The organism is Methylobacterium sp. HMF5984 (genome assembly GCF_045033435.1).
Lineage (GTDB): Bacteria > Pseudomonadota > Alphaproteobacteria > Rhizobiales > Beijerinckiaceae > Methylobacterium.
Window position 1 is genome coordinate 5190877 of record NZ_JBJFLN010000001.1, and the last position, 23497, is coordinate 5214373.

At 67.1% G+C, this 23497-nt stretch carries 26 protein-coding genes and 2 pseudogenes; 21 read left to right on the top strand and 7 right to left on the bottom strand.

Annotated elements, in window-relative coordinates:
* Nucleotides 1-97: 97 nt before the first annotated feature.
* The 21 genes and pseudogenes from ACFZ8E_RS25300 (at nt 98) to ACFZ8E_RS25400 (ending at nt 16110) form a co-directional block, all read left to right on the top strand.
* Nucleotides 98-370 (top strand): hypothetical protein, encoded by a 273-nt coding sequence (locus tag ACFZ8E_RS25300; protein ID WP_405044186.1) that lies wholly within the window; start codon nt 98-100, stop codon nt 368-370.
* A 55-nt stretch (nt 371-425) separates the two neighbouring features.
* Nucleotides 426-638 (top strand): hypothetical protein, encoded by a 213-nt coding sequence (locus ACFZ8E_RS25305; RefSeq protein ID WP_147843853.1) that lies wholly within the window; start codon nt 426-428, stop codon nt 636-638.
* A 110-nt stretch (nt 639-748) separates the two neighbouring features.
* Complete coding sequence (locus tag ACFZ8E_RS25310) at nt 749-1027, top strand: hypothetical protein (protein WP_279596013.1); 279 nt, start codon at nt 749-751, stop codon at nt 1025-1027.
* Between the two features lie 214 nt (nt 1028-1241).
* Nucleotides 1242-1484, top strand: coding sequence for a hypothetical protein (locus ACFZ8E_RS25315; RefSeq protein ID WP_405044187.1), 243 nt, complete (start codon nt 1242-1244; stop codon nt 1482-1484).
* A 485-nt stretch (nt 1485-1969) separates the two neighbouring features.
* Nucleotides 1970-2605: a VOC family protein gene (locus tag ACFZ8E_RS25320; RefSeq protein WP_405044188.1), complete on the top strand. Its 636-nt coding sequence runs from the start codon at nt 1970-1972 to the stop codon at nt 2603-2605.
* A gap of 50 nt (nt 2606-2655) precedes the next feature.
* Nucleotides 2656-3234 carry an NADPH-dependent FMN reductase gene (locus ACFZ8E_RS25325; protein WP_147842851.1) on the top strand — a complete coding sequence of 193 codons (579 nt, stop codon included), beginning with the start codon at nt 2656-2658 and terminating at the stop codon, nt 3232-3234.
* Between the two features lie 78 nt (nt 3235-3312).
* Complete coding sequence (locus ACFZ8E_RS25330; RefSeq protein ID WP_147728935.1) at nt 3313-3651, top strand: hypothetical protein; 339 nt, start codon at nt 3313-3315, stop codon at nt 3649-3651.
* Between the two features lie 260 nt (nt 3652-3911).
* Nucleotides 3912-6248: a ribonuclease R gene (gene rnr, locus ACFZ8E_RS25335; RefSeq protein WP_243950691.1), complete on the top strand. Its 2337-nt coding sequence runs from the start codon at nt 3912-3914 to the stop codon at nt 6246-6248.
* A gap of 24 nt (nt 6249-6272) precedes the next feature.
* Nucleotides 6273-6734, top strand: coding sequence for a DUF983 domain-containing protein (locus ACFZ8E_RS25340; protein WP_243950693.1), 462 nt, complete (start codon nt 6273-6275; stop codon nt 6732-6734).
* Nucleotides 6691-7428 (top strand): NUDIX hydrolase, encoded by a 738-nt coding sequence (locus tag ACFZ8E_RS25345; RefSeq protein WP_405044189.1) that lies wholly within the window; start codon nt 6691-6693, stop codon nt 7426-7428. Before ACFZ8E_RS25340 ends, ACFZ8E_RS25345 begins: the two co-directional genes overlap by 44 nt.
* 147 nt (nt 7429-7575) lie before the next feature.
* The gene (gene rpmG, locus ACFZ8E_RS25350; RefSeq protein WP_147726819.1) at nt 7576-7743 is read left to right on the top strand and encodes a 50S ribosomal protein L33; all 168 of its coding nucleotides are present in this window, start codon (nt 7576-7578) and stop codon (nt 7741-7743) included.
* A gap of 143 nt (nt 7744-7886) precedes the next feature.
* Entirely contained in the window at nt 7887-8105 is a 219-nt protein-coding gene (locus tag ACFZ8E_RS25355) for a hypothetical protein (RefSeq protein ID WP_405044190.1), read from the top strand.
* A gap of 5 nt (nt 8106-8110) precedes the next feature.
* Nucleotides 8111-8912 (top strand): annotated as a pseudogene (locus ACFZ8E_RS25360) (IS5 family transposase); the annotation flags it as partial.
* A gap of 108 nt (nt 8913-9020) precedes the next feature.
* Nucleotides 9021-10373, top strand: coding sequence for a transposase (locus tag ACFZ8E_RS25365; protein ID WP_405041836.1), 1353 nt, complete (start codon nt 9021-9023; stop codon nt 10371-10373).
* Between the two features lie 15 nt (nt 10374-10388).
* A pseudogene (locus tag ACFZ8E_RS25370) lies at nt 10389-10703 on the top strand (integrase core domain-containing protein); the annotation flags it as partial.
* 309 nt (nt 10704-11012) lie between these two features.
* Entirely contained in the window at nt 11013-11933 is a 921-nt protein-coding gene (locus ACFZ8E_RS25375) for a ferritin-like domain-containing protein (RefSeq protein WP_405044191.1), read from the top strand.
* A 174-nt stretch (nt 11934-12107) separates the two neighbouring features.
* Entirely contained in the window at nt 12108-12623 is a 516-nt protein-coding gene (locus tag ACFZ8E_RS25380) for a hypothetical protein (protein ID WP_405044192.1), read from the top strand.
* Between the two features lie 68 nt (nt 12624-12691).
* On the top strand, nt 12692-13192 hold the full coding sequence (locus ACFZ8E_RS25385) for a hypothetical protein (protein WP_405044193.1): 501 nt from the start codon (nt 12692-12694) through the stop codon (nt 13190-13192).
* Between the two features lie 136 nt (nt 13193-13328).
* A complete protein-coding gene (locus tag ACFZ8E_RS25390; RefSeq protein WP_405044194.1) occupies nt 13329-13829 on the top strand; it encodes a tetratricopeptide repeat protein in 501 nt (166 codons plus the stop codon).
* A gap of 394 nt (nt 13830-14223) precedes the next feature.
* The gene (locus ACFZ8E_RS25395; protein WP_405044195.1) at nt 14224-15141 is read left to right on the top strand and encodes a ferritin-like domain-containing protein; all 918 of its coding nucleotides are present in this window, start codon (nt 14224-14226) and stop codon (nt 15139-15141) included.
* Nucleotides 15142-15195: 54 nt separating this feature from the next.
* Complete coding sequence (locus ACFZ8E_RS25400) at nt 15196-16110, top strand: ferritin-like domain-containing protein (RefSeq protein ID WP_405044196.1); 915 nt, start codon at nt 15196-15198, stop codon at nt 16108-16110.
* A gap of 256 nt (nt 16111-16366) precedes the next feature.
* Here ACFZ8E_RS25400 and ACFZ8E_RS25405 read toward each other — a convergent pair whose 3' ends face one another.
* The 7 genes from ACFZ8E_RS25405 to ACFZ8E_RS25435 are packed head-to-tail and all read right to left on the bottom strand — an operon-like array spanning nt 16367 to nt 23413.
* Nucleotides 16367-17857 carry a TadE/TadG family type IV pilus assembly protein gene (locus ACFZ8E_RS25405; RefSeq protein ID WP_405044197.1) on the bottom strand — a complete coding sequence of 497 codons (1491 nt, stop codon included), beginning with the start codon at nt 17855-17857 and terminating at the stop codon, nt 16367-16369.
* Complete coding sequence (locus ACFZ8E_RS25410) at nt 17854-18474, bottom strand: TadE/TadG family type IV pilus assembly protein (RefSeq protein ID WP_243951533.1); 621 nt, start codon at nt 18472-18474, stop codon at nt 17854-17856. The genes ACFZ8E_RS25405 and ACFZ8E_RS25410 overlap by 4 nt, the downstream gene beginning before the upstream one ends.
* Entirely contained in the window at nt 18464-18910 is a 447-nt protein-coding gene (locus ACFZ8E_RS25415) for a TadE/TadG family type IV pilus assembly protein (RefSeq protein ID WP_405044198.1), read from the bottom strand. The genes ACFZ8E_RS25410 and ACFZ8E_RS25415 overlap by 11 nt, the downstream gene beginning before the upstream one ends.
* A gap of 8 nt (nt 18911-18918) precedes the next feature.
* Nucleotides 18919-19812: a type II secretion system F family protein gene (locus ACFZ8E_RS25420; protein WP_405044199.1), complete on the bottom strand. Its 894-nt coding sequence runs from the start codon at nt 19810-19812 to the stop codon at nt 18919-18921.
* A gap of 34 nt (nt 19813-19846) precedes the next feature.
* A complete protein-coding gene (locus tag ACFZ8E_RS25425) occupies nt 19847-20773 on the bottom strand; it encodes a type II secretion system F family protein (protein WP_405044200.1) in 927 nt (308 codons plus the stop codon).
* A gap of 19 nt (nt 20774-20792) precedes the next feature.
* Nucleotides 20793-22202 (bottom strand): CpaF family protein, encoded by a 1410-nt coding sequence (locus ACFZ8E_RS25430; RefSeq protein ID WP_405044201.1) that lies wholly within the window; start codon nt 22200-22202, stop codon nt 20793-20795.
* A complete protein-coding gene (locus ACFZ8E_RS25435) occupies nt 22199-23413 on the bottom strand; it encodes a CpaE family protein (protein WP_405044202.1) in 1215 nt (404 codons plus the stop codon). The genes ACFZ8E_RS25430 and ACFZ8E_RS25435 overlap by 4 nt, the downstream gene beginning before the upstream one ends.
* Nucleotides 23414-23497: the final 84 nt, after the last annotated feature.

Here is a 23497-nt window from a genome sequence, read left to right on the forward strand (position 1 = left end):
ACGACCTACGGTGTCGGAATGTTCATCGTTCACGATCCGGGCAGTCCCCGCGGGTACCGCATCCATACCGCCTATCCGCGCAACGACTGAGATCGACATGCGGGCCGCCCCGGAATTCCTGACCTTTGCCCGCTGGTACATCCAGGACATCGATCGCATCGCGCCGACGCTCGAGGAGATGTACGATTTCGGTCTCAGACGTTTTCGTGGCGAGGAACGCGTCCGCCTGCGGCAGTTCATCGACCGGGCCGTCCGCGAGGCGTCCGACGCGACGTTGGAACGGCTGTGGAATGAGACGGACGCCGACATCTACTTCCCCACCGTGCAGGATCTCCGCGCCTTCCTGGCCGGCGCCCGCGACCGGCTCTGACCAGAGAATCCGAGGGATCGGGTTCGGACGCCGCAGAGGGAAGAGGGAAGACGCCATGGCGAAGCCGCGCCTCGAACCCACGTCGGAATTCCATCGGCTCGGCCTGGGTTTCTACCAGGACCTCGACACGACCGGGAAGACGGAAGACGAGGTCTGTGACATCGTGCTCGATCCGTTCACCGGCCAGGAGCGGATCCGCCTGCAGGACTTCCTCGACGGGATCACACGCGACGACGCCTCGGATGCCGAGCTGCTGCAATTAAGGTAGCTTGTATATCAAATATAATCGCAGTGCTGGTTTTTACTTGATCCATGACCTGAATTCGGCGCGTGGCTCTTGCGTCCGAGCCGCATATCCACGGAGTGACGGGGATCGACATGCAGCTGCCACCGGAATTCGAAAAATTATCACTTCAATTTTATTCGGGCATATTGGACGACGTTGAAACAGAAGCGAAATTAATCGATTCGGTCTTGTCTCCATTCTCGAATCCGCAACAACGCGCGCGCCTGCGTTCGTATCTCGACGAGATAACGCGGGATCATGTAGACGATAGGGATCTGCAAGAAATCTGGTGGTCGTCGTCCGCAGACACCGTGTTTCGTGATAGCGCTGGGCTGCGTGAGCTGCTGAAAAGATTACGAGATCGGCTCTGATATCTGGCCCGAATTCATCCTTGCGATGCGCGATCCCTCCTATGAAATCTCCATATCCCGCATGATCCTCCCTCGATTGCAGATTTCATGTTCCTACTGGAAGAAGGTCTGAGTTGCCGTATCTCGATGATAGCATCAATACACTTCGCAAATCACACGGACGACAGCGTTATTTATATGCGCGACAGACGTGGTGTCGGCGTCGAGTCGAGACATGACCCGACTTCCCCGCGCGGATTTCTTATCCGGGCCGCATTTCCCCCTGCAGAAGGCAGCCGAAATGAAGCTGTCTGCGGAATTTTGTGATTTCAGCCTGCAATTCTATCAAGATCTTCTCGACGACGTGTCGAGCGAAGAGGAAATGATCCGTACCGTCTTATCGCCGTTGAAGGATGCGGAAAACCGCAAGACTGAGGGAATATCTCAGCTCGATCACCGCAGACGAATTTTCAGATGAAGACTTGCGGAAACTGTGGTGGTCCTCGTCCGCCGATATCGTGTTTCACGACGGCGCCGAGCTGAGAGGTTTTCTGAAACGGGTGCGGGACAGATTGTAACGCCCGCCTCGGAAGCCGGCAGGGCAGCTCGGAACCGGCGAAGGCTGTCGATGACGGGGATGCGGTAGAAGTCACGGCAGGTCGCCGAGGCCTGAAGCGTGCCATGGAAGCATGGTGATCGTCCGACGGTGAAGAACGGATCCTTCCCCGGACCCGTCCGGGTTTCGAAAGGCCCGAGATCTTTCGCGGGTGCGGGCCAGGGCCCTGCATGATCCTCGGGGCTCGGCCCCGAGCCCCCGCCAAAGGGATGATCCCTTTGGAATCCCCCGGTTTGTGGTTCTATGATCAGGGGTGGGATCGATCGTCGTCACGGTCAATCACGCCCCCTCGGAATGCGTTGCCGGTCGCTTTGGGACCCTGATCGTTCGAATCGGCGGATCGATCCATGCTCACCCTCGACCACCTTGTCATCGTCGCACCGGATCTCGCCGCGGGCGTGGCTCATGTCCGCGACGGCCTCGGCGTCGACATGCCCGAGGGCGGGCGCCACCGCGAGATGGCGACCCGCAACCATCTGCTGCGCCTCGGCCCGGCGACCTTCCTCGAGGTGATCGCGGTGGACGCGACGGCCGCGCCGCCCGGCCGCCCGCGCTGGTTCGGCCTCGACGACGGCGTCCGCGTGCGGGCCGACTGGGAGGCCGGCCGGCGCCTGCGCGGCTGGGTCGCCCGCACCGGCGACCTCGACGGCCTGCTCGGGCGCCATCCCGGCCTGTTCGGCGATGCGCTGGCCGTCAGCCGCGGCGCCCTGCGCTGGCGCTTCGCCGTGCGCCGCGACGGCGCCTGGCCCGAGGACGGCGCCCTGCCCTGCCCGATGACGTGGGGCGAAGGCCCGCACCCGGCCGGCGCGATGCCCGATCTCGGCTGCCGGCTGGCCGGCCTCACCCTCACGCACCCCGATCCCGACCGGATCGCCGCCCTGTACCGGACGCTTCGGCTCGCGGACGCGCCGGCGGTCCGGGCCGGGGCGTTCGGCTACCGCGCCGAGATCGCGACGCCCCACGGCCTGCGCGTGCTATCCTGACGGGCAGCGCGATCGGCGCGTCGTTCCGGCCCCCTGCAGGAGATTGTCCCATGGCCCTCGTCTGCCCGGTGATCCTCGGCTCCGTCCGCTCGGACCGGCAGGGTCTTCGCGTCGCGCGATTCCTGATCGCCGAGCTGGTGCGGCGCGGCTGGGAGGCGCCGCTGGTCGACCCCGCCGAGCTGCAGCTGCCGCTGCTCGACCGGATGTACAAGGAGCACCCGAAGGACGAGGCGCCGCCGAAGCTCGAGGCGCTGGCGGCGCTCTACCGCCGGGCCGACGCCTTCGCCGTGGTCTCGGCCGAGTACAACCATTCGGTGCCGCCGGCCCTGTCGAACACCCTCGACCACTTCCTGGAGGAGTATTACTGGCGGCCCTCGGCGATCTGCTGCTACTCGGCCGGGCAGTACGGCGGCGTGCGCGCGGCGATGCAGCTTCGGGCGATGCTGGCCGAGCTCGGCATGCCGAGCATCCCCTCGCTGCTGCCGGTGCCGCGGGTCGGCAAGGCGCTGGACGAGGCGGGCACGGCCGCCGAGCCGTGGCTGACCAAGGCCGCCGGCAAGTTCCTCGACGAGCTGGCCTGGTACGCCGAGGCGCTGAAGGCCCAGCGGCAGAAGGGCACGCCGTACTGAGCGCCGAGTGGCACCGCGATTGCCACGCGCCGGGGACCGCGGGTCGCAGGACGGGCGTGGCATCAACGAGAGCTGGGCATGAACGAGAGCGTGGAACGGGTCCGGGACGCCCTGGCTGAGCTGATCAAGGCGGCGCTGATCTCCGACGACCGGACGAGCCTTGCCTGCCGCGACGCGGCGCGGGAGAAGCTCGCGGCGCTGGCGGCCGACCCGCCGGAGGCGGCATCGCTGCGCATCGACGGCGCCTGGACCCTGGCGATCAAGGCGGCCGAGGCGCCGGAGCTCCAGCCGGCCGAGGGCCAGGTGAACCTGACCCTGCCTCGGGCCGCGCCGTTCGCCCTCGAGGACCTGATCGCGCCGGGCTTCGACGTGGACGCCGCCGTCGAGACGATCCGCAAGTCGGCCTCCACCGGCTAGAGCATCGTCCGTGATCCAGGGATCGCGGACGATGCTCTGTCCTGTCGTGAGGCCGTATTGTCTTCACGCGGGCCGGGATCCGCCCCGCTTGAAAATGCTCACCGAGCGGAGACCGGCGACCGACGCCTGTCGAGGGCCGGCGGCGCCGATGTTGCTCCGGATCGGGCGCAGCACCATGTTGGGGAACAGACGCGCGGTCCTCGATCGCGATCCCCGAACAGAACCGTCGCCGCGCGCGGCGCGAGCGAGCTGAACAGCCTTTGGCCAAACGCATCAACACCCAGGCGGGGGAGCCGTCCCTCCCCTCGCGCGAGCAGATCGTCGCCTTCATCGCGCAGGCGACCGACACGGTCGGCAAGCGCGAGATCGCGCAGGCCTTCGGCATCAAGGGCGCCGACAAGATCGGCTTGAAGCGCATCCTCAAGGAGATCGAGGAGGACGGCGACATCGCCCGCGGGCGCGGCGGCCTGTCGAAGGCCGGGCGCCTGCCGCCGGTGGTGCTGGCCGACATCCGCTCGCGCGACCGCAACGGCGACTTCCTGGCGTTTCCCGCCGAGTGGGATGCCGGCAAGGGCGATGGGACGGGCGACGGGACGGGCAAGCCGCCGACCATCGTGCTCCACGCGCCGCGCGGCGGCCGCAAGCCGCGGGGCCTGACCGCCGGCATCGGCGACCGCGCCCTGCTCAGGGTCGAGCCCGACGGCGCCGACGGGCGCTACACCGGCCGCGTCGTCAAGGTGATCGGCAAGAACAAGGCCGAGATCATCGGCGTGTTCCGCGAGGGCGCCCAAGGTGGCCGCATCGTGCCGGTGGAGAAGCGCTCGCAGGGCCGCGAGATCCTGATCCCGCCCGGCGAGGAGGGCGAGGCCCGCGAGGGCGACCTCGTCAGCGTCACGCTGGAGCGCGAGACCCGCTTCGGGCTGCCGCGCGGCCGGGTGCGCGAGCGCCTCGGCTCGCTCGGCTCCGAGAAGGCGGTGAGCCTGATCGCGCTGCACCTCCATCACATCCCGCACGTGTTCACGGAGGCGACGCTGGCCGAGGCCGACGCGGCCAAGCCCGCCACTATGAAGGGCCGCGAGGATTGGCGCGACCGCCCGCTGCTGACCATCGATCCGCCCGACGCCAAGGACCACGACGACGCGGTGATGGCGCAAGCCGACGACGACGCCGGCAACCCCGGCGGCTTCGTCGTCACCGTGGCGATCGCCGACGTCGCGGCCTACGTCCGCCCCGGCTCGGCCCTCGACCGCGAGGCGCTGGAGCGCGGCAACTCGGTCTACTTCCCCGACCGGGTCGTGCCGATGCTGCCCGAGCGCATCTCCAACGACCTGTGCTCGCTCCGCGAGGGCGAGGACCGCCCGGCGCTGGCGGTGCGGATGGTGGTCGCCGCCGACGGGACGAAGCGCAAGCACACGTTCCACCGGGTGATGATGCGCTCGCGCGCCAAGCTCTCCTACGCCCAGGCGCAGGCCGCCATCGACGGGCACGGTGACGACGCCGCGAATGCGCTGCTCGACACGGCGCTCCGCCCGCTCTGGGCCGCCTACGCGGCGCTCCGCGAGGCGCGCGACCGGCGCGGCCCGCTGGCGCTCGACCTGCCGGAGCGCAAGGTGCTGCTGACCCCGGACGGCGCGGTCGACCGGGTGATCGTGCCGGAGCGCCTCGACGCGCACCGGCTGATCGAGGAGTTCATGATCCAGGCCAACGTCGCGGCGGCCGAGACGCTCGAGGGCGCGCGCCAGGCGCTGATCTACCGGGTGCACGACGAGCCGGCGATCGAGAAGATGCGCGCGCTCGGCGAGGTGCTCGCCTCGGTCGGCGTCAAGCTGCCGAAGGAGGGCGCGCTCCGGCCGGCCCTGTTCAACCGCATCCTCGCGGCGGTGGCCGAGACCGAGCACGCGCTGTTCATCAACGAGGTGGTGCTGCGCAGCCAGGCCCAGGCCGTCTACGGCTCGGAGAATCTCGGGCATTTCGGGCTGAACCTGCGCCGCTACGCCCACTTCACCTCGCCGATCCGGCGCTACGCCGACCTCATCGTCCACCGGGCGTTGATCGCTGCCGGGCGCATGGGCACGGACGGGCTCTCGCCGGACGTGACGGCCGCCGACCTCGCGCAGGTCGGCGAGCAGATCTCGGCGGCCGAGCGCCGGGCCATGGCGGCCGAGCGCGAGACCATCGACCGGCTGATCGCCCACCACCTCGCCGACCGGGTCGGCGCGACCTTCCACGGCCAGATCGCCGGCGTGACGCGGGCCGGGCTGTTCATCAAGCTGGCCGATACCGGCGCGGACGGCTTCGTGCCGATCTCGACGCTGGGCGCCGACTACTTCCGCCACGAGGAGGGCCGCCACGCGCTGGTCGGCGAGCGCACCGGCGAGACCTTCCGGCTGGGCGACAAGGTCGAGGTGAAGCTCGTCGAGGCCGCCCCCGTCGCCGGCGCGCTGCGCTTCGAGCTTTTGTCGGAAGGGCGCACCCGGGCGGGAACCAAGGCCTCCGGCACCCAGGCGCCCGGCGGCCGCGCCTTCAAGGCCGCCCCGAGCGGCCGCCCCGCCGGCATCCGCAACGCGGGCACGCGTCACCGCGGCTCGCGCCGGTGAGGCGGCAGGGTGTATGGTGACGGCATGATGCGCGAGCCCCCCACCCGTACCGGCCTGGTCCGCTCGATGGCGCGGGGCTTCGTCGGCCGCTGCCCGCATTGCGGGGAGGGCCGGATCTTCGGGCGCTACCTCAAGGTCCGGCCCGAATGCGACGCGTGCGGGCTCGAGCTACACCATCACCGCGCCGACGACCTGCCGCCCTACCTGGTGATCTTCGTGGTCGCCCACGTGATCGGCTACCTGATCCTCGAATCGGAGCTGAACTACGACGTGCCGCTCTGGGTCTCGCTCAGCGTCTGGCCGGTGGTGACGCTGGCGCTGGCGCTCGGGCTGCTCCAGCCGGTGAAGGGCGCGGTGGTCGGGCTGCAATACGCGCTTGGCATGCACGGCTTCGCCACGCTACCGGGAGCTAAGCCCGACGCGGGGCCGGAGGACGCGCACCTTGACCGACCCGGCCTCGACGGCGCGTCCCCCCTCCGGCCCTAAGCCGAAACCGTCCGCGGCCTTGCGCCCGCGCGACGCCGCGACGCTGATCGTGCTCGACCGCCGCACCCGCGCGCCGAAGGTGCTGATGGGGCGGCGCAACGCCGGCCTCGCCTTCATGCCGAGCAAGTTCGTGTTTCCCGGCGGGCGGATCGAGGCGAGCGACAGGCGCATGCCGGTGGCCGGCGCGCTGCCCGACTACGCCGAGGCCGCGCTGACCCGGCAGGTGGCGCGCCCGCCCCACCATCTCGGCCGCGCGCTGGCGCTCGCCGCCATCCGCGAGACCTTCGAGGAGACCGGCCTGCTCGTCGGCACCCGCGAATACGGGCCGCCGGAGGAGGTGCCGGCCGGCTGGGAGGCCTTCGCCGCCCACGGCGTGCTACCGGACCTCGAGGCGCTGCACTTCGTCGCCCGCGCGATCACGCCGCCGAAGCGCGTGCGCCGCTTCGACACCCGCTTCTTCACGGTCGACCGCCGCGCCATCGCCGCCGAGGAGCCGGGCCGGGTCTCGGAGGCGTCGGAACTCACCGAGCTCGCCTGGTTCACCTTCGCCGCCGCGCGCAAGCTCGACCTGCCGACCATCACCGGCATGATCCTCGACGAGCTGGAAGCCCAGGTCGCGGTCGACTTCGCGCCCTACCGCCCGATCCCGTTCCACGCCGAGCGCCGCGGCCGGCGCGAGCGCACGGTGCTGTAGGGCTCGGGCCGCGGGGCGCCCGAGCGGGTCCCCACCTTGACGGCCCCGGCCCGATCGGGCATTCACCCGCCGGTATTCGGCCGGCCACGCCCGGCCCTTTTGCGTTTCGCGCTTGCGGAATGCCGCGAAGCCCCAGGAGCGCCCGCCATGGCCAAGGCCGTCACCGTCAAGATCAAGCTCGTCTCCACCGCCGACACGGGCTACTTCTACGTCACCAAGAAGAACTCCCGCACGCAGACCGAGAAGCTGACGCAGCGCAAGTACGACCCGGTCGTGCGCAAGCATGTCGACTTCAAGGAATCGAAGATCAAGTAAGCCCTTTCGGGCCAACCATCTGTAAGCGCTAAGAAAACCGCCCCTTTCTTCGGGCGGTTTTTCATTCGGGGTCACAGCAGGGTCACGTCGGATCGGCGCTGAACTCTCGCGCGTGCGGCGGCGTTTTAGAGTTCGAGGCCAGCATGGACCGCCGCGCCCTCCTTAACAGCTTGGTCGAGAAAGTGGCCGAATCGCCGGCCCCCTCGCGCGAGCTCTTCGCCGAGGTGTGGTTCGCCACCACCGGCAAGCAGCATCCCGACATCAAAGGCCGGTTCGCCGTCCTTATGGACGCCAAGGCCTGGACCGAAGCCAGATTAAGAGCGCCTAACAGAACGGGCACGGATCGGGCGGGCGGGCGTTGATCTTGTTGGCTTGTCCGCTTCTGCCCGATGATCTCTGGACCAAGATTGCGCCGCTTCTACCGCCGCCCCGCCCACGTCCAGAAGGTGGTCGACGGCCGATCGAGAACCGAGCTGCATTGACCGGCATTCTGTTCGTGCTGCGCTCAGGCGTTCCGTGGGAGATGCTGCCCGCGGAGATGTGCTGCGGCTGCGGGATGAGTTGCTAGCGCCGCATCGGGATTGGGAGGCGGCCGGCGTATGGGCGCGCCTGCATCAGGTGCTCTTGGAGCGCCTGCACGGGGCGGGCGAGATCGACTGGAGCCGAGCGAGCTTGGACAGCGCCTCTGTCCCAGCCAAAAAAAGGGCTCTGCCACCGGCCCGAACCCGACGGACCGGGGCAAGGCGGGCACGAAGCGCCACCTCTTCACTGATGCGCGCGGTACGCCGCTCGGCTTCCGCCTGAGTGGGGCCAACCGGCACGACAGCATGATGATGGCACCGACCCTTGATGCCATTCCACCCATGCGCAACGGTCGGCGGGGCCGACCGCGACACCGCCCGGACAAACTGTACGCTGACAAAGCCTACGACACTGAACCGCGCAGACACGAGTGCCGAGCGCGTGGGATTGTACCGCGCATCGCACGCCGCGGCATCGAGAGCAGCGAGAGGCTGGGCCGGCACCGGTGGGTGGTGGAGCGCACGCACGCTTGGTTCAATCGCTTCCGTCGGCTGCCCGTGCGCTACGAGCGACGTGCGGACATCTACGAAGCCTTCACCAGCCTCGCTGCCAGCCTCATCACACTCAACCAAATCAGACGGTTCTGTTGGGCGGTCTTAGCTCGACTTTGGCCATTTGCGGCGCGTGGAGTGGGCGGAGGTGACGAAGCGGGCGTGAGGGATAGGCTGGTGGCGTCCCCGCCAAGAGACACCGCCATGCTGCCCCTGCCCACCCGCTTTGCCGGGATCATCCTGGCGTTCGCGCCGCTGTTCGTCCACCGCTCCTGGCGCCATGCTCAGCTGTTGCTGATCGGCGCGATCCTGACGCCGGGGCGGCGCACGGTGACGAGCGTCCTGCGCATCATCGGCCGCGCGCAGGAGCGGCGGTTCGTGAACGTCCACCGTATCCTCAACCGAGCGGCGTGGTGCCCGCGCTCCGGCAGCCGTATCCTGCTCGGGCTCCTCGTCGATGCGTTCGCGCAACGCGGCCCCGTGGTCCTGGGACTGGACGATACGATCGAGCGCCGCCGCGGCAAGCGGATCGCGGCCAAGGGCATCTACCGTGATCCAGTTCGCTCCTCCGACAGCCATTTCGTCAAGGCGAGCGGGCTGCGCTGGATGAGCCTCATGGTGCTCGCCCCGATCCCCTGGGCGGGGCGCGTCTGGGCGCTGCCGTTCCTAACCGCGTTGGTGCCGTCAGAGCGCGCCTGTCGCGAACGGGGCCGTCGGCACAAGCCTCTGCTCGACGTCGGACGCCAACTCGCTCTCCAGGCTCGCCGCTGGCTGCGCGCACGCGACCTCGTTGTGGTGGGCGACAGCGGCTTCTCGGCCTTGCTGTTCCTCGACGCGATGCGCCGCGCTCGCATCACGGCGATCACCCGCCTGCGGCTGGATGCTGCTCTCTACGAGCCGGCCCCACCTCGGCCGCCCGGCACGATTGGACGCCCGCGGACCAAAGGCGCGCGGCTGCCGACGCTCGCCGCGATCCTCGCGGCCAAGGACACGCGCTGGCACGCGGTCGTGGTGCCCGGCTGGTACGGGGCGGGCGAGCGCACCCTTGAGATCGCCTCCGGGACCGCCGTGTGGCGGCACGGCGGTCTGCCGGTCGTGCCGATCCGATGGGTGCTGGTGCGCGATCCCGAGAGCCGCTTTGCACCGCAGGCCCTGCTCTGCACCGAACCGGTGCGCGAGCCCGCGCAGATCGTGGGGTGGTTCGTGCGGCGCTGGACCGTTGAGGTCACCTTCCAGGAAGCGCGCGCCCATCTCGGTGTCGAGACGCAGCGGCAGTGGTCGGACAAGGCCATCGCCCGCACCACGCCCTGCCTGCTCGCCCTGTTCTCGATCGTCACGCTGCTGGCTGCACGGCTCCCAGTCCGCCAACGGCAACGGATCGCGGCCGCCGCGTGGTACCCCAAACCGCGCCCGACCTTCGCCGATGCTCTGGCCGCCGTGCGCTATGCGATCTGGCGCGAGCGGACTTTGGCAACATCACCGCGCCGACGCGCCCGAACAAAACCCGGCTTCCGTTTGCCAGCGCCCTGGGCCTATGCCCTCTGCCACGCCGCATGAGTGGCCAAAGTCGAGCTTAGTACAAGGGGCATGACCCACATCAGCGGTGTGCCGTGCCATCCGCAAACGCTGGGTAAGATCGAGCGCTGGCACCAGACACTCAAGAACCACATCTTCCTTGAACACGCCTACTTGCTTGGCGAACTCGAAGCACAGGTGGCGGCCTTCGTCGAGCATTACGATCAATGCCAAGCTCACGAGAGTCTTGGCAACCTCACGTCCACCGACGTCTACTTCGGACGCGGCGAAGGAATCCTGGCCGAGCGAGAACGCATCAAGCGTCAGCCTCTCATGGATCGCCACTTGCGCCATCACGCGCAGGCTGCCTAACCTCTCATCCCAGATAGACCAAAGCCTCCGCTCCTGAACTCCGCACACTGTTCCAAATCATCTGACGACGGACAGCAGCCGTGACGTTGCATCCTTCAGGATCGCAGGCCCGCTCCGCATCGTCCTGCGACCGACGACGCACCGACTGCGAACCCGAGCCTCGCTACAGGAACGGCCAGGCGCCTGCGGATCAGCGTACCGGTTCTCCGGTCGATGCCGCGCGGTAGGCTTTCTGAAACCTTCCCGCGTTCCAGGTCGTAGCCAGGGCTTCCGCCCGTCTCGGTCGGTACAACGAGGAAGCGCCTTTCCATGACCCAATCTGATTTTCGTTTGAACGCTAAGACTCTGGATGCCGATCCCGCTCCGCAACCGATCAACCTCGAGGCGGGACGCCGCGCCTTCCTGCAGACCCTGGGCCTCGGGGTGGTCGGCGCAACGCTTCTCGGTTTCGACGCCGGCCACAGCCCAGCCGCGGCGCAGTCAATCACCGATGCCGACATCTTCAACTTCGCCCTGAATCTCGAGTACCTCGAGGCTGAGTTCTACCTTCGGGCCTCCGTCGGCCAGGGCTTGGCCGACGCGGAGGTCCAGGGAACCGGCACCCTCGGTCCGGTCGCCGGCGGCCGCGCCGTGCCATTCCAGTCCCAGATCATCGCCAACTACGCCAACGAGATCGCGCGCAACGAGCGGCAACACGTCAACACCCTGCGCGCCGCCCTCGGCAGCAACGCCGTCGCGCGGCCCGCGATCGACCTCGGCTTCGCCTTCACCATCGCCGCCCGCGCCGCCGGCCTGGCTGGCCCCAACGACACCTTCGACGCCTTCGCCAACGAAACCAATTTCCTCTTGGCCGCCTTCATCTTCGAGGATGTCGGCGTCACCGCCTATCACGGCGCCGCGCCGCTCATCAAAGACCCGGCCAATCTCGCCGGCGCCGCCGGCATCCTCGCCGTAGAAGCCTACCACGCCGGCATCATCCGTACGGTGCTCTACAGCCGAGGCCTCTACACCCAAGCCCAGGCCATCTCCGACGCCCGGGACTCGCTGGACGGGGCCAGCGACCTCGACCAGGGCATCGGCAACGCCACCACCTCGAACCTCACCCCGGTGGATTCCAGCGGCATCGCCTTCCAGCGCACCCCCCAGCAGGTCCTCAGCATCGTCTACCTCAACGCTGGAGCCCAGCCTAACGGCTTCTTCCCCAAAGGCCTCAACGGGAACGTAAAGTAACACCGTCCCCGGGTGCGGTCGTCCCACGACTGCTGACCGACGACGCCCGACGCGGTACGCCGCGTCGGGAACCGATCAGCCTCTTCCTCCGTCGCGCCCGGGGGCATCGGCAATGTGGATACCCTCGAAAACGTCATCTTAAGAGGCGTCTGCGCCCATACGCCGATGACGCGTATGCTGACGATTCAAACCTGCGGTACCCTTGTCGTCCTCGGCGCCTTCGCCCTGGCCGAGGTCGCAGCTTACGCTCTCGACGCCTCCCCCAACTGGGACCTAGCATGGTATCTCAACGTGGTGGTGTTCCGTTCCTTCGAGCGCGCTCGCGTCGAATCCTCACCTTTGAATGGCGCCTTTGGCCCCTCGACGCTCCCCATCGTTCTGGCGCTGATGGCAGTTGCCGTCGCCTTCCGGCAGATGCGGCTCCGCTTGGCCGTGGCGCTCATGGCCAATCTCAGCTTCGGCGCGGCGCTACTCTTGGCCCATGCGGGGCTGTCGAGCGAAACCGGGCCGGCGACGGCTTCGCTGTCCGCGATCAGCCTGCGACCCAGGGCCGAAACATGGACGGTGGGCCTGATCATCATCACCTCGTTCGTCGCGTTCGCAACGAGTCATGCCGGCTTCGTCCTGGCGATCTGGCGCGACACCACAGGAGGGCGTTCGGAAGCCTGCCCGCTCGCCGACGGGGCGTGATCCTCCCACGCGTCTTGGTTGCCGCAGGCTTGTTCCTAGCCCGTGAGGGTCACAGCCACGCCCGGGAGGTGACCGCCCTCGTCGGCCAGAACGGCTGGGATCTCGAGCGCTTCGGCACCGAAGCGACGATCCTGCGGGCGCGGCGTGTCACCACGTCCGTTGCAAGCACGGGCGGCCTGCTGCTGTCATGCGCCGGAGCTGACCGGCGCCTGCGCCTGACGTTGCCGGACGCCATCGCCGCCACGTCCAGCGGCTCGGGGGCCGGCCGGCTACTCATGCGGGCAGGCGGCGCGGCATCGACCGCACGCGTGACCGTTCAGGGCGGCGTTCTGACACTGACGGATCAGCGGATGATCGACATGGTGCTTCTCGAACTGCGCGCCTCCGCAGCAGCTTCGCATACGCTCAGCTTGCTTCTCGACCTGGGATCCAGTCCGATCATGCTGGGCCGGTCGATGGCGTTCCATCTCTCCTTCGCGTCAACGACCGGCGACGGGCCGGCCTTTCGCGACGCAGCGGAAGCCTGCGGGCGAGACACTCGAGAGTCCACCCCTGCGACGCCGCGGTAACGAGAACTACGCTTTAGTTCGGTAGCTTCCGGGCTTTAGGTCGTACCTGTTGCTGACACGCGGGAGTGTGTTGCAGCGGCCCGACCGAGTAGGCGACCGTTCGGGGGTCGCACCGCACATTAGGTGTGAGGACGCAGTGAAGATCGTCAGTCTGTCTACAATGATATGCACGGTCCTCGTAGTCGGAGGATGCCAGACGCCGCTCTCCGGGGAGGCGGTCGTTTCCAGCGATCCTCCCGCCTTCGACACGGGCATCCTCACCTCGAACGAGACCAATCGCCTCGGCCGAGCCGACCTCGCCGCGGGAAACTACGGGATGGCCGAGCGGCATTTCCGCGAGGCCGTGGAGAAGGATAAGAACGATGCACCGTCCTGGATCGGGCTCGCCGCAGCTTACGACAACCTTTCGCGCTTCGAACTCGCCGATCACGCCTACGCCCAGGCTGTTGGGCTCCTTGGCGAAACCCTCGAAGTGGTCAACAACTTGGGATATTCCTATCTGTTGCGGGGCGACAAGCGTCGGGCGTTGCAGCATTTCGAACGTGCCCTGAGGCTCGACCCGGCCAACGCCGTCGTTCGCAACAACATCAAGATCTTGCGCGCTGGCGAGCGGCCGAACCGAGCTGTCCCGCTCTAGGAACGTGGAACAACTGCAAGGCTCAATCGCGCGTATGCGCTGGGGCGGTGGGAATATGTAGACTTGAACAAGCGATATACGTTGCCGCTCAAGAACTAGTAGGCGATTTGCCTAACGCAGTATCAAGGCCCGCTCCTGGAGACTTGGCTGGTTATAGATTTTTATAGATCCAAACTTAATTCTTCAATGTAACATAGGTTATGGATATGACCGCCGGTGCCACATAGCCTAGGAGTTTTTTTGCCCGGGCTAGACAACTCCACGACAGATGTTATTGGTTTAAGCAAAAATCGCACTTGATCGTTGGACAGAATGTCCTAGCTTGGCACAGTATATCTGCGGTCATTAGGCGACTAAGGCTACAGATACCTTCGTGCAGCTGGAGCGACACACCGTGACTGATGATCTGACGCGTGGAGCCAGCAAGGCTCTGACCTCGCAAGACAACGCCGTCGATTTTGCGGCCGGACGCCGTGCTTTCATACAGACCGTTGGGCTCGCCGCCGCGGGCGTCGCCGTTCTCGGCGGACTGGATGTTCAGCCGGCAGCAGCGCAGTCCGCCCAGACCGACATCGACATCTTCAATTTCGCGCTCAATCTCGAGTATCTCGAAGCCGAGTTCTATCAGCGTGCCGCCTACGGTCAGGGTCTGTCAGCCGCGGATGTCGACGGCGTTGGTAACCCGGGGCCCGTGTCGGGCGGTCGACAGGTACCGTTCGCAGACCCGAACATCCGCAAGATCGCCGTCGAACTCGCCAACGACGAACTCGCGCACGTCCGCACCTTGCGCCGGGCGCTTGGGTCCAACCGCGTCGCACGCCCAGCGATCGATCTCAACTTGGCGTTCACTTTCGCCGCGCGCTCCGCTGGGCTCGTCGGACCGAACGACGTCTTCGACGCCTATGCGAACGATACAAACTTCCTGCTCGCGTCCTATATCTTCGAGGATGTCGGTACGTCCGCCTATCTTGGCGCGGGGCCGCTGATCAACGATCCGGCGAACCTGTCCGGCGCGGCGCGGATCCTGGCGGTCGAAGGCTATCACGCCGGGGCCATCCGCACTGAGCTCTACGTTAATGGCTTCTATGCGCAGGCGCAGGCGATTTCGAACGCCCGCAATTCCTTGAACCCGGGAACCAACCTCGACCAAGGCATCGGCGATGCCAACACCGCCAACATCGTCCTGACGAACCCCGCGACCGGCGTCACCCCGGGGCGGACCACCACCCAGGTACTAAATATCGTTTATCTGAACGCCAATACCCGACCGACCGGCTTCTTCCCGAATGGCCTCAACGGAACCATCCGCTAAGTCGAACGCAATCCTTCCATTCAGGACGAGGTATTTCCGATCATGACTCAAAGCATGCCCCGCTTCGCCAACGATGTTTTCCGGCCGGCCGACGGTCCGGAGGTCAGTGTCGCCCAGGGCCGCCGTGGCTTCATACAGGCCCTAGGCCTCGCCGGGCTCGGAGCCGCCATCCTTGGTGGAAGCGCTACGACCGCCTCCGCGCAGGCTGCGCCGAGCGACTTAGACATCGCCAACTTTGCTCTCAATTTCGAGTATCTCGGCGCCGAATTCTACCTGCGGGCCTCCGTCGGGCGCGGCTTGACCGACGCTGAAGTCAGTGGGTCCGGCACGCTCGGTCCTGTCTCGGGCGGTCGGCAAATCACCTTCGCAACGCAATACATCGCTAACTTTGCCAACGAACTCGCCCGTGACGAGCGGGCTCATGTTAATAGCCTCCGTGCGACGATTACCAACGTCCTTGGCGGTACGCCGATCGCGCGTCCTGCGATCGACTTAGCTTTCGCCTTCACCTTGGCGGCCCGCTCGGCCGGGCTGATCGGGCCGAACGACACCTTCGATCCCTACGCCAACGAGAACAACTTCCTGCAAGCGGCCTTCATCTTCGAGGACGTCTGCGTCACGGCTCTCGCCGGTGCCGCGCCGCTGATCCGCAACAAGACCTTCCTCGCCAACGCCTCCGGCTTCCTCGCAACGGAATCGTACCAAGCCGGGGCCATTCGCACCTTCCTGTACTCGCGCAACCTTCTGCAGCAGGCCAGCCTGATTTCTGGCGCCCGCGACGCGGTCGACGGCCCCCAGGCGGACGATCAGGGCATCGGCGACAACGCAACGATCAACATCACACCGACAGATGTCGACGGCCTCGTCTTCGCCCGTACGCCGCAACAGGTGCTTCGGGTGGCCTACCTCAACGCCAACGGCACGCCGACCGGCTTCTTCCCCAATGGAACGAACGGCACGATCCGGTAGCTTTCAACCGACCGGCGCAGACGAGAAGGGGGCAGCACCGTCGCAGGTGCTGCCCCCTTCTCGTCGTGCAGCGTCGCTCGCGCTACCCCGGTCCCGCTCGTCGTCCGTCCGCACTTGCGGCTTCAGCGTACGCGGGTGGTCGCAGCGTTCCGCGACTTTGTGGATCCTCCCAATTTGCATCCGGCCACGGCGTTCGCCGACGGCCCCCCCGTAAGCCATGCCTGACCTCGGTCCTGTGCTGCTCAGTCCGCGGATGTCAGTCCGTTTCGACAAGCTGCACCACGTGGCGCAGCTTGCCGTCGTCCTGGGCGGGCGTGAGCAGCCCAACGAACTCGACCAGTGTCGCGCCGAGATCCGACGGTTCGGTAACGAAGACTTTGGCCACTCTTTGCGAAAGGTTTGCGGCGGTGGCCGCGTTAGGAAAAGCCGTGCAATCCGCGATCGACAGGTAGAGGATGCGTCGCCGCGCCTGCGTTGGCGGCAGCGTTCCGGCATAACAAATTGGCGCCGCGCGCTCGCGTAGGGGACTGCTCGCCGGCCCCCCACTCGGGATCGTCGCAGTTGCGGACCCGTAGCTGCGGGTATCGACGGGCTCGCCCTCGCTACTTCGGTCGAGGCCGAGTTCTTGCAGATACAGATCCCAGCGTGTCGGCGACTCTCGCAGCCGCGCCTGAAGGTTCGGCGACTTGTTGTCGTGGTTCCAGAACACGTACTCGTCGAGCGCAGAGCGCGCCCCGAGGCTGCCGACCGGTCCGGCCGTGCGCCAATCTCCCGCCCCTTGGTCCCAGGGAGCGGACAGCCTCAGGCCCTGGAAGGCGCTGTCGCGCGGCAAGGCGAACGGCGGCGCTGTGCTGTAGCCATTGATCGGCGAGGCGCAGGTCTCGTAGCGCCGCCCCTGCACCACGATCGGTGCCGGAGGATAAACGGCGAGATCGGGGGCCACCGGTCCGGCGCGTCCGAAGTAACGGTCGAAGCGGATGTTGAGCGCGTCGTCGTATTCAGCGGGCGCGACGTTGGTGCGCAGGACGACGCCGTCGCCGTAGCAGAACTGGGGCCTGTCGCCCGCTAGGTCTTGCAAGCTCTGACGCGTCCCGACGCGGTCGGGGCGGTCGAGGAGCGCGATCGATCCAGCGACGCGGTTGCCATCCATGCGTAGGAGGTACTGCCGTCCGGGGCGTACGGTCGCCGCGAAGGCGTCCGGGTCAGGCTGACACAGGACGGCGGGGGTTACATCGCAGGCGTAGTACTGCGATTCAGCGATGGCGCGGCGTCGCACGCGTGCTGAACGGCCCCCCAGTAGGGCGAGCAGGCTAGCATCGAGCGAGACCTCCGACGTCGTCGCCTCCACATAGACCGCGGAGGTGCCAGCGGTCTCGGCGAGGGGGCTCGTCGCGCCGGCCTTGAGGTCCGAGAGGTTGGCGGCGAATCGCAGGCTGAGGCGCCGCCCGCCACCTAGGTTGGCCAGCGTGACGCGGTTGTCGAGCGCGAGCGCTGCGCCGCGCGCCGCCGCTATGGCGCCAGCGGAGCGATCGAGGCGGTTTGCGGCGGCGAGCGCCGCGGCATCGGCTATCGCGGCGGCCTGCGTGTCGAGTATCAGGAGCCGCGCTCCGTCCACGGCCAGTCCAACGAGGCCGAGCAGGGCTGGGATGCAGATGGCGAAGAAGACGAGTACGAAACCGGCTTCGTCCTGCCGGACGGTCGCCGCGTGCCGCAGCATCTGCCGAGATCGAGGCGGATCGGCGATCACCGGGATGTAAGGTCCTCGCCGGGGAGCGTCGCGGAAGCGCGCAACGGGATGCGGCGTCCGATCAGGTCGCCGAGGATGAGGGACTCATACTCAAGGCCAATGAGACGAATGGTGACGTCCACCGGTACGGGCGGCGGCCGGCCGACATAGCCGAGAGCGTTAGTCGCGTAGCTCACCTGCACGTTCTCCGAGCGGATGCCCGGCAATACGGCTCGCATCGCGGCCAGGATCGGCGCGAGCCGCCCGCCCGACGGGGTGAAGCCGCAGGCATTCCCGTGGCACGTACAGCCAGTAGAAAGATCGCACGTCACGGCGAAGGTCGGGCAGGGGCTCGGATCCCGCCCCGCCGGCAGACAGCGCAGGCCCGGCGGGAGGTCCCGCCAGTAGGCAGCACTCTCCGTGCGAACCAGGCCGGGACCGGTGGCGACGGGATCGGACACGATCGCGCGACGGACGCCGAGCTGGACCGCCTTGGCTGCCAGATTCAGGTTCCAGGCATAAAAGCTCACCTCCATGAGACCGAACACAAGTAGCAGGATGAGAGGCAGGACGAGCGCAGCCTCGATCAATGCAGCCCCCTCCTCGCCGATCAGGACCTGCGGCGCGTCATTCCGCAACGCGAGCCTCCTGATGGATGGCCGTCAGCCTCATCGTCGGGCTTAGACCGACCCAGCCGAGCATGTCGACGGACAATACGACTTCCGCCATCATCATCACGGTGCCTGAGGGCGGATCCGGGAGGGGATAGACCCGCACCTGGGACAGCGCGAGGCGCGTGTTCTCGACGATTTGATCGGTCGCGAGCGCCACCGCGTGGGCCGCGCCGGCCGAGCAGACAGAACGGCAGGTCGGGTCCGGTACGCGTGCGAGGTAGCGCGTCCCTCCGCGAACCGCCTCCGTGATGGCGGACTGGACGAGGAGCGCCCGACCGAGTTCGAACCCGCCGGCGAGCAGCGCCAGCAGCAAAGGCAGCACCAGAGCGAATTCGAGGATCGCCGCGCCCTCCTCGCACCGGTTGAGCGCCCTCTGACTTGTCGTGCTCGTGGCGGGCATGGCGGCCGTCAACCAGCCAGAACGTGCATTATGCGCATCACCGCCGGAGCCAGAACGGCAATCAGCACGACGGGGAAGATGAAGAGGCCGAGCGGAAGCGTCAGCTTCGGTGGGAGCGCCGCGGCCTTCTCCTCAGCGCGCGCCATGCGCTTGTCGCGCATCTCATCGGAGAAGACGGTAAGGGCCTGAGTCAGGTCGGTACCGAGTTCGATCGTCTGTTGAAGCAGGGCCGCAAACGAGCGCGCCTCGCGAAGGCACAGGCGTTCGGCGAGCGTTCGCAACGCTTCGCCCGTGCTTTTGCCGGCGCGCATCTCCCCGGCCATGAGGTCGAGATTGGTGCGGAACTCTGTGTCACCACGGCCGAGCTCCCGCGCCGCTCGTTGCAGCGCCGCTTCCAGGCTCAAGCCTGCATTGATGCACACCACGAGCATGTCGAGGAAATCGGGGAACGTCTGGCGGTAGCGCACCTCCAGGATCCGTTGGCGGCGGCTCAGGTAGGCGCTCGGCAGATAGTAGGCGACGGCGAGAAGCGTTAACGTCAACGCCGCCTGTTCCATGAGGCCGAAGACCGGCAATAGGACGGCGCCGGCTGCAAAGCCGGCGAGCGGCAGGAACGAGAGCAGGGCGATGCGGGACAGAGCAAAGGTCGTCACCGCGGACGGCTCAAAGTATCCAGCGCGGATCAGCTCGGCTCTGAGGACCCGTTGCGCCGCCGGATCAAAGCCAAGGCGGGCCGGGTCGATCCATGGCCCACGCGTCTCCTCGCCGTCGGGGAAGTCGACCGTGGCGAGGACGCCGTAGCGGCGGCGCACGCGGTCGCGCTGCCCGACCAGCCGAATCCCCGTGGCGGCGAGAAGCGCTCCGGATGCGAACACCAGGATCGTGATGAGGAGCAGGGTCACTGGGCTACGGCCCACGCAGACGCGATCACGGCGCTCAAACCTTTAGGTTCACCAGCCGGAGAATCACGGCGTTGCCGATCAGCAGGAGAACGAGGCTGATTGCCAGAACCGTGCTCGAGGACGGGCTCTTCCAGAACTCGGCATAGTACGCCGGGCTGAGGATGTTGATTAGGGCGAACAACCCTACGGGCAGGATGCTCAGGGCGTAGCCGCTGAACCGACCTTCCGCCGACAGGGCCCGGACTTTGCGCGACAGGCGGAAGCGGTCGCGCAGCATGCGCGAGAGGCGAGCCAGGATCTCTCCCAGGTTGCCGCCCGTTTGATGCCCGATTGAGACCGCGGCGACGACGAAGCGCAACTCCGGATAGCCGACGCGCTGGTAGAGGTTCTCGAGGGCTTCAGTAAAGCTGCGCCCGTAATTGACTTCATCGACCACGAGCGCGAATTCGCTCTTGGCCGGCTCAGGCATCTCGCGGGCGACCAACGCCATCGAGACGGGCAGAGGATGGCCGGCGCGCAACGAGCGCGTGATGACGTCGAGGACTTCCGGCAACTGCTCGCCGAAGCTGGCGATGCGCCGCGCGCGCTTCACGCGCAGCCAGGCGAGCACAAGGCTGCTGGCGGCGATCAGCGCCGCGAGCAGCCGCAAGGGGGCGCTAGGCAACGGCAGGGCGACGAACAGCACGACTGCCAGTCCGGCGACGAGGCTGCCGAGACCCGCCGGCGTCATCGCCGTCCCGGATTGCAGGAAAAGGCGCGCTAACGCCCGAGCCGGTGCTGACGTGCCGAGCCGCGAGGCGCGGCGACGGAGAGCCGCGGGCTCGTCGGGCATAGTGTCGCCTGCGAGCGCATCGAGGCGCCTGCGGGTCGCGCTCCGTCCCTGGAGGAGAGTCGAGGCAGCAATCTGGCCCTGTTGGACGGCAAACGCCACTCCGGCGAAGACCGCGAGGTAGATCAGCAAGGATCCGACCGACATGGCGTTACAGCGCTGCTCGGGGATCGAAAAACGCCCCTGGCATCTCGACGCCCTGCGCGCGGAGCTCGGTCAGGAACTTCGGTCGCACGCCGGTGGCCCGGAACTGTCCGACGACGGCCCCGCGATCGTCCACACCTTCGCGCGCGAACGTATAGATTTCCTGCATCTGGATGACATCGCCCTCCATGCCGGTGATTTCGGCAACGCTGGTGACGCGACGCTTGCCGTCGGTCATGCGCTGCAGCTGGAGGATGAGGGTGATGCCCGACGCGATCTGGCTGCGCACCGACGACACCGACATGTTAGCAGCGGCCATGCCGATCATCTGTTCGATGCGCGACATCGCATCGCGAGGCGTGTTGGCGTGCACCGTAGTCATCGAGCCCTCGTGGCCCGTGTTCATCGCTTGGAGCATGTCGAACGCTTCCTCGCCGCGGCACTCGCCGAGGATGATGCGGTCGGGTCTCATGCGCAAGGCGTTCTTCAAAAGCTCGCGCTGACGGATCTCGCCCCGCCCCTCGACAGATGGCGGCCTAGTCTCCAGGCGGGCCACATGGGGCTGCTGCAATTGCAGCTCCGCCGCATCCTCGATGGTGATGAGCCGCTCGGTCGATGGGATGTAGGAGGACAGGGCGTTGAGCATGGTGGTCTTGCCCGAGCCCGTTCCGCCGGAGACGACGAGGGAAACGCGGCCCTTCACCGCCGCCTTCAGCAGCTCGGCGATCGCCGGACGCAGCGCACCGAGCTCGACCAGCCGCTCCATCAAGATCGGCTTCTTGGAGAACTTTCGGATCGAGACCAGCGGTCCGTCCACCGCTACAGGACGGATCGCGACGTTGACGCGCGAGCCGTCGGGCAAGCGCGCATCGACCATCGGCGATGATTCGTCGACGCGGCGGCCAACGGCGGCGACCATCTTGTTGACGATACGCAGGAGGTGCGCCTCGTCCTTGAAGCGGACGGGACTGAGTTGAAGTTGGCCGCCCCGCTCGACGTAAACCGACATGTGCGCGTTGATGAGGATGTCAGTGACGCTCGGATCCTTCAAAAGGGGTTCAATCGGTCCCAGGCCGATCATCTCGTCAACGATGTCGGCGGCGAAGGCCTCCAACTCGCGCTGATTGAGCGTAAGCCGCTCCTGGGTCGCATAGTCCGCAACGTAGCGGACCACCTGCCGGGCGAGATCGCTCGTGGACAGCTTGTCGATCAGTGCAAGGTTGAACTCGTCGATGATGCGCCCGTGGAGCCGGACCTTAGCATCGATCAGCGCCGTCCCGGGCGTCGACGTCAGCGGCGGAGCGTCAGGCAGGATAGCACGGGGCGCGATCGCGGCCGGAGCCGGTTCCGGTGTCGTCTCGTTGGTAGCCGGTCGGCCGGGTGCCTCGCGCCAGCGGTCGGAGAAACCCGGTTTCATGCGGCGCCCCCCTGCCGGCCGAGCGCCTTGCGGGGATCGGTTTCCCGAGCGTCGGCCTCGCCGCCCTTCGCGGCGGCGGCCGAGCCAGCGACGACTCCCTCGATCCAGGTCGCGAGGCGACGAATGTCGCGACCGACGCGGCTGTCGGGGGCCGACTCGAGCAGCGGGCGCCCGGAATCGGAGGCGTCTTCGAGGGCAGAGCCGTCACGGCGCACGAAGAAGAGGCGATGCCCGTCAAGTACCCGCTCGATTTCGGGACGGCGCTTAAACCGTCCGAAGAGGTCAGTGCAGACCTGGTTGACTGCCACGGCGCGCTTGCCCTCGGGAACACCCAACCCGGCGACATGCGCCAGCCGAAGGGATAGGCGGCGGAGGGCCGGCACGGTGGTGGTCCCAGTTACGACGACGGCGTCCGAGCCCTGGATCAACGTGTCGGTCCACGCGAGCCAGGTCTCGGGCAAGTCGAGAAGGATCGCGTCGTAGCGAGCGCTGATCGCGTCGATGAACGTGAAAATGAGGCCCGGTCCGACCTCTTCGGCGGCCGAGGCGCGCATCGGGCTCGCGAAGATGTCGAGGCGGTTCGCGTAGCGGCTGGTGAAGACTTCGATGAGTTGCTCGTCCAGGCGCTCAGGGCGTCCTATGATCTCGGCGATGTCGAAGCGGGGCTCAACATCGAGGCAGTCGGCCAGCGTGCCTCCCTGAAGGTTAAGGTCGAGGACGGCGACGCGTGCGCCTCCCCGACGAGAGTTGGCGAGCCGGTTGGACAAGTGAACCGCCACCTCGATCACCAAGGTCGTGTTGCCGACCCCGCCCTTGCTCGGCAGGAAGCTGACGACCCGTGCGCCTCCGTCGCTGTGAGCGGGCGCGGAAAAGCTGAGCGCCACCTCCGCAAGCTCCGCCTCGCAGCTTCCCCACTGGATCCATTCGCCTGAGCCGGAGCGCACCAAGGCCTTGTAGGCCTCCGGCACGACGGTGTCGGCGACGATGACCACGAAGGCTTGCCCGGCTGCCTGCACGGCGAAGTCTGCGGCATCGAACGCGAGGGAGGAATCGGCCAACAGGACGAGCGCCCGCGGCGTCGCCAGGAACTGCTTGTCGATCCTAAGCGCATCCATCGCGGCGAGCGTCGACACGGTGAAGCCGAGATCGGCGGCAACCGAGCCGAGCCGCGCGGCGCCTTGCGAATCCGCACCAACGATGAAGCATCGCACTGGAAGACCTGTACCTGTTGTCCGTTCTCACGATAGGCGCCGCGGCCTGTCGCCAGCGCTGGGTCGGCGATCAGCCCGATCGCC

Bases quoted from the DNA above. Each gene is read 5' to 3' on its own strand.
- ACFZ8E_RS25300 (WP_405044186.1), top strand. From the start codon at position 98: ATGCGGGCCGCCCCGGAATTCCTGACCTTTGCCCGCTGGTACATCCAG.
- ACFZ8E_RS25305 (WP_147843853.1), top strand. From the start codon at position 426: ATGGCGAAGCCGCGCCTCGAACCCACGTCGGAATTCCATCGGCTCGGC.
- ACFZ8E_RS25310 (WP_279596013.1), top strand. From the start codon at position 749: ATGCAGCTGCCACCGGAATTCGAAAAATTATCACTTCAATTTTATTCG.
- ACFZ8E_RS25315 (WP_405044187.1), top strand. From the start codon at position 1,242: ATGACCCGACTTCCCCGCGCGGATTTCTTATCCGGGCCGCATTTCCCC.
- ACFZ8E_RS25320 (WP_405044188.1), top strand. From the start codon at position 1,970: ATGCTCACCCTCGACCACCTTGTCATCGTCGCACCGGATCTCGCCGCG.
- ACFZ8E_RS25325 (WP_147842851.1), top strand. From the start codon at position 2,656: ATGGCCCTCGTCTGCCCGGTGATCCTCGGCTCCGTCCGCTCGGACCGG.
- ACFZ8E_RS25330 (WP_147728935.1), top strand. From the start codon at position 3,313: ATGAACGAGAGCGTGGAACGGGTCCGGGACGCCCTGGCTGAGCTGATC.
- ACFZ8E_RS25340 (WP_243950693.1), top strand. From the start codon at position 6,273: ATGATGCGCGAGCCCCCCACCCGTACCGGCCTGGTCCGCTCGATGGCG.
- rpmG (WP_147726819.1), top strand. From the start codon at position 7,576: ATGGCCAAGGCCGTCACCGTCAAGATCAAGCTCGTCTCCACCGCCGAC.
- ACFZ8E_RS25355 (WP_405044190.1), top strand. From the start codon at position 7,887: ATGGACCGCCGCGCCCTCCTTAACAGCTTGGTCGAGAAAGTGGCCGAA.
- ACFZ8E_RS25365 (WP_405041836.1), top strand. From the start codon at position 9,021: ATGCTGCCCCTGCCCACCCGCTTTGCCGGGATCATCCTGGCGTTCGCG.
- ACFZ8E_RS25375 (WP_405044191.1), top strand. From the start codon at position 11,013: ATGACCCAATCTGATTTTCGTTTGAACGCTAAGACTCTGGATGCCGAT.
- ACFZ8E_RS25380 (WP_405044192.1), top strand. From the start codon at position 12,108: ATGCTGACGATTCAAACCTGCGGTACCCTTGTCGTCCTCGGCGCCTTC.
- ACFZ8E_RS25400 (WP_405044196.1), top strand. From the start codon at position 15,196: ATGCCCCGCTTCGCCAACGATGTTTTCCGGCCGGCCGACGGTCCGGAG.
- ACFZ8E_RS25415 (WP_405044198.1), bottom strand. From the start codon at position 18,910: ATGCCCGCCACGAGCACGACAAGTCAGAGGGCGCTCAACCGGTGCGAG.
- ACFZ8E_RS25430 (WP_405044201.1), bottom strand. From the start codon at position 22,202: ATGAAACCGGGTTTCTCCGACCGCTGGCGCGAGGCACCCGGCCGACCG.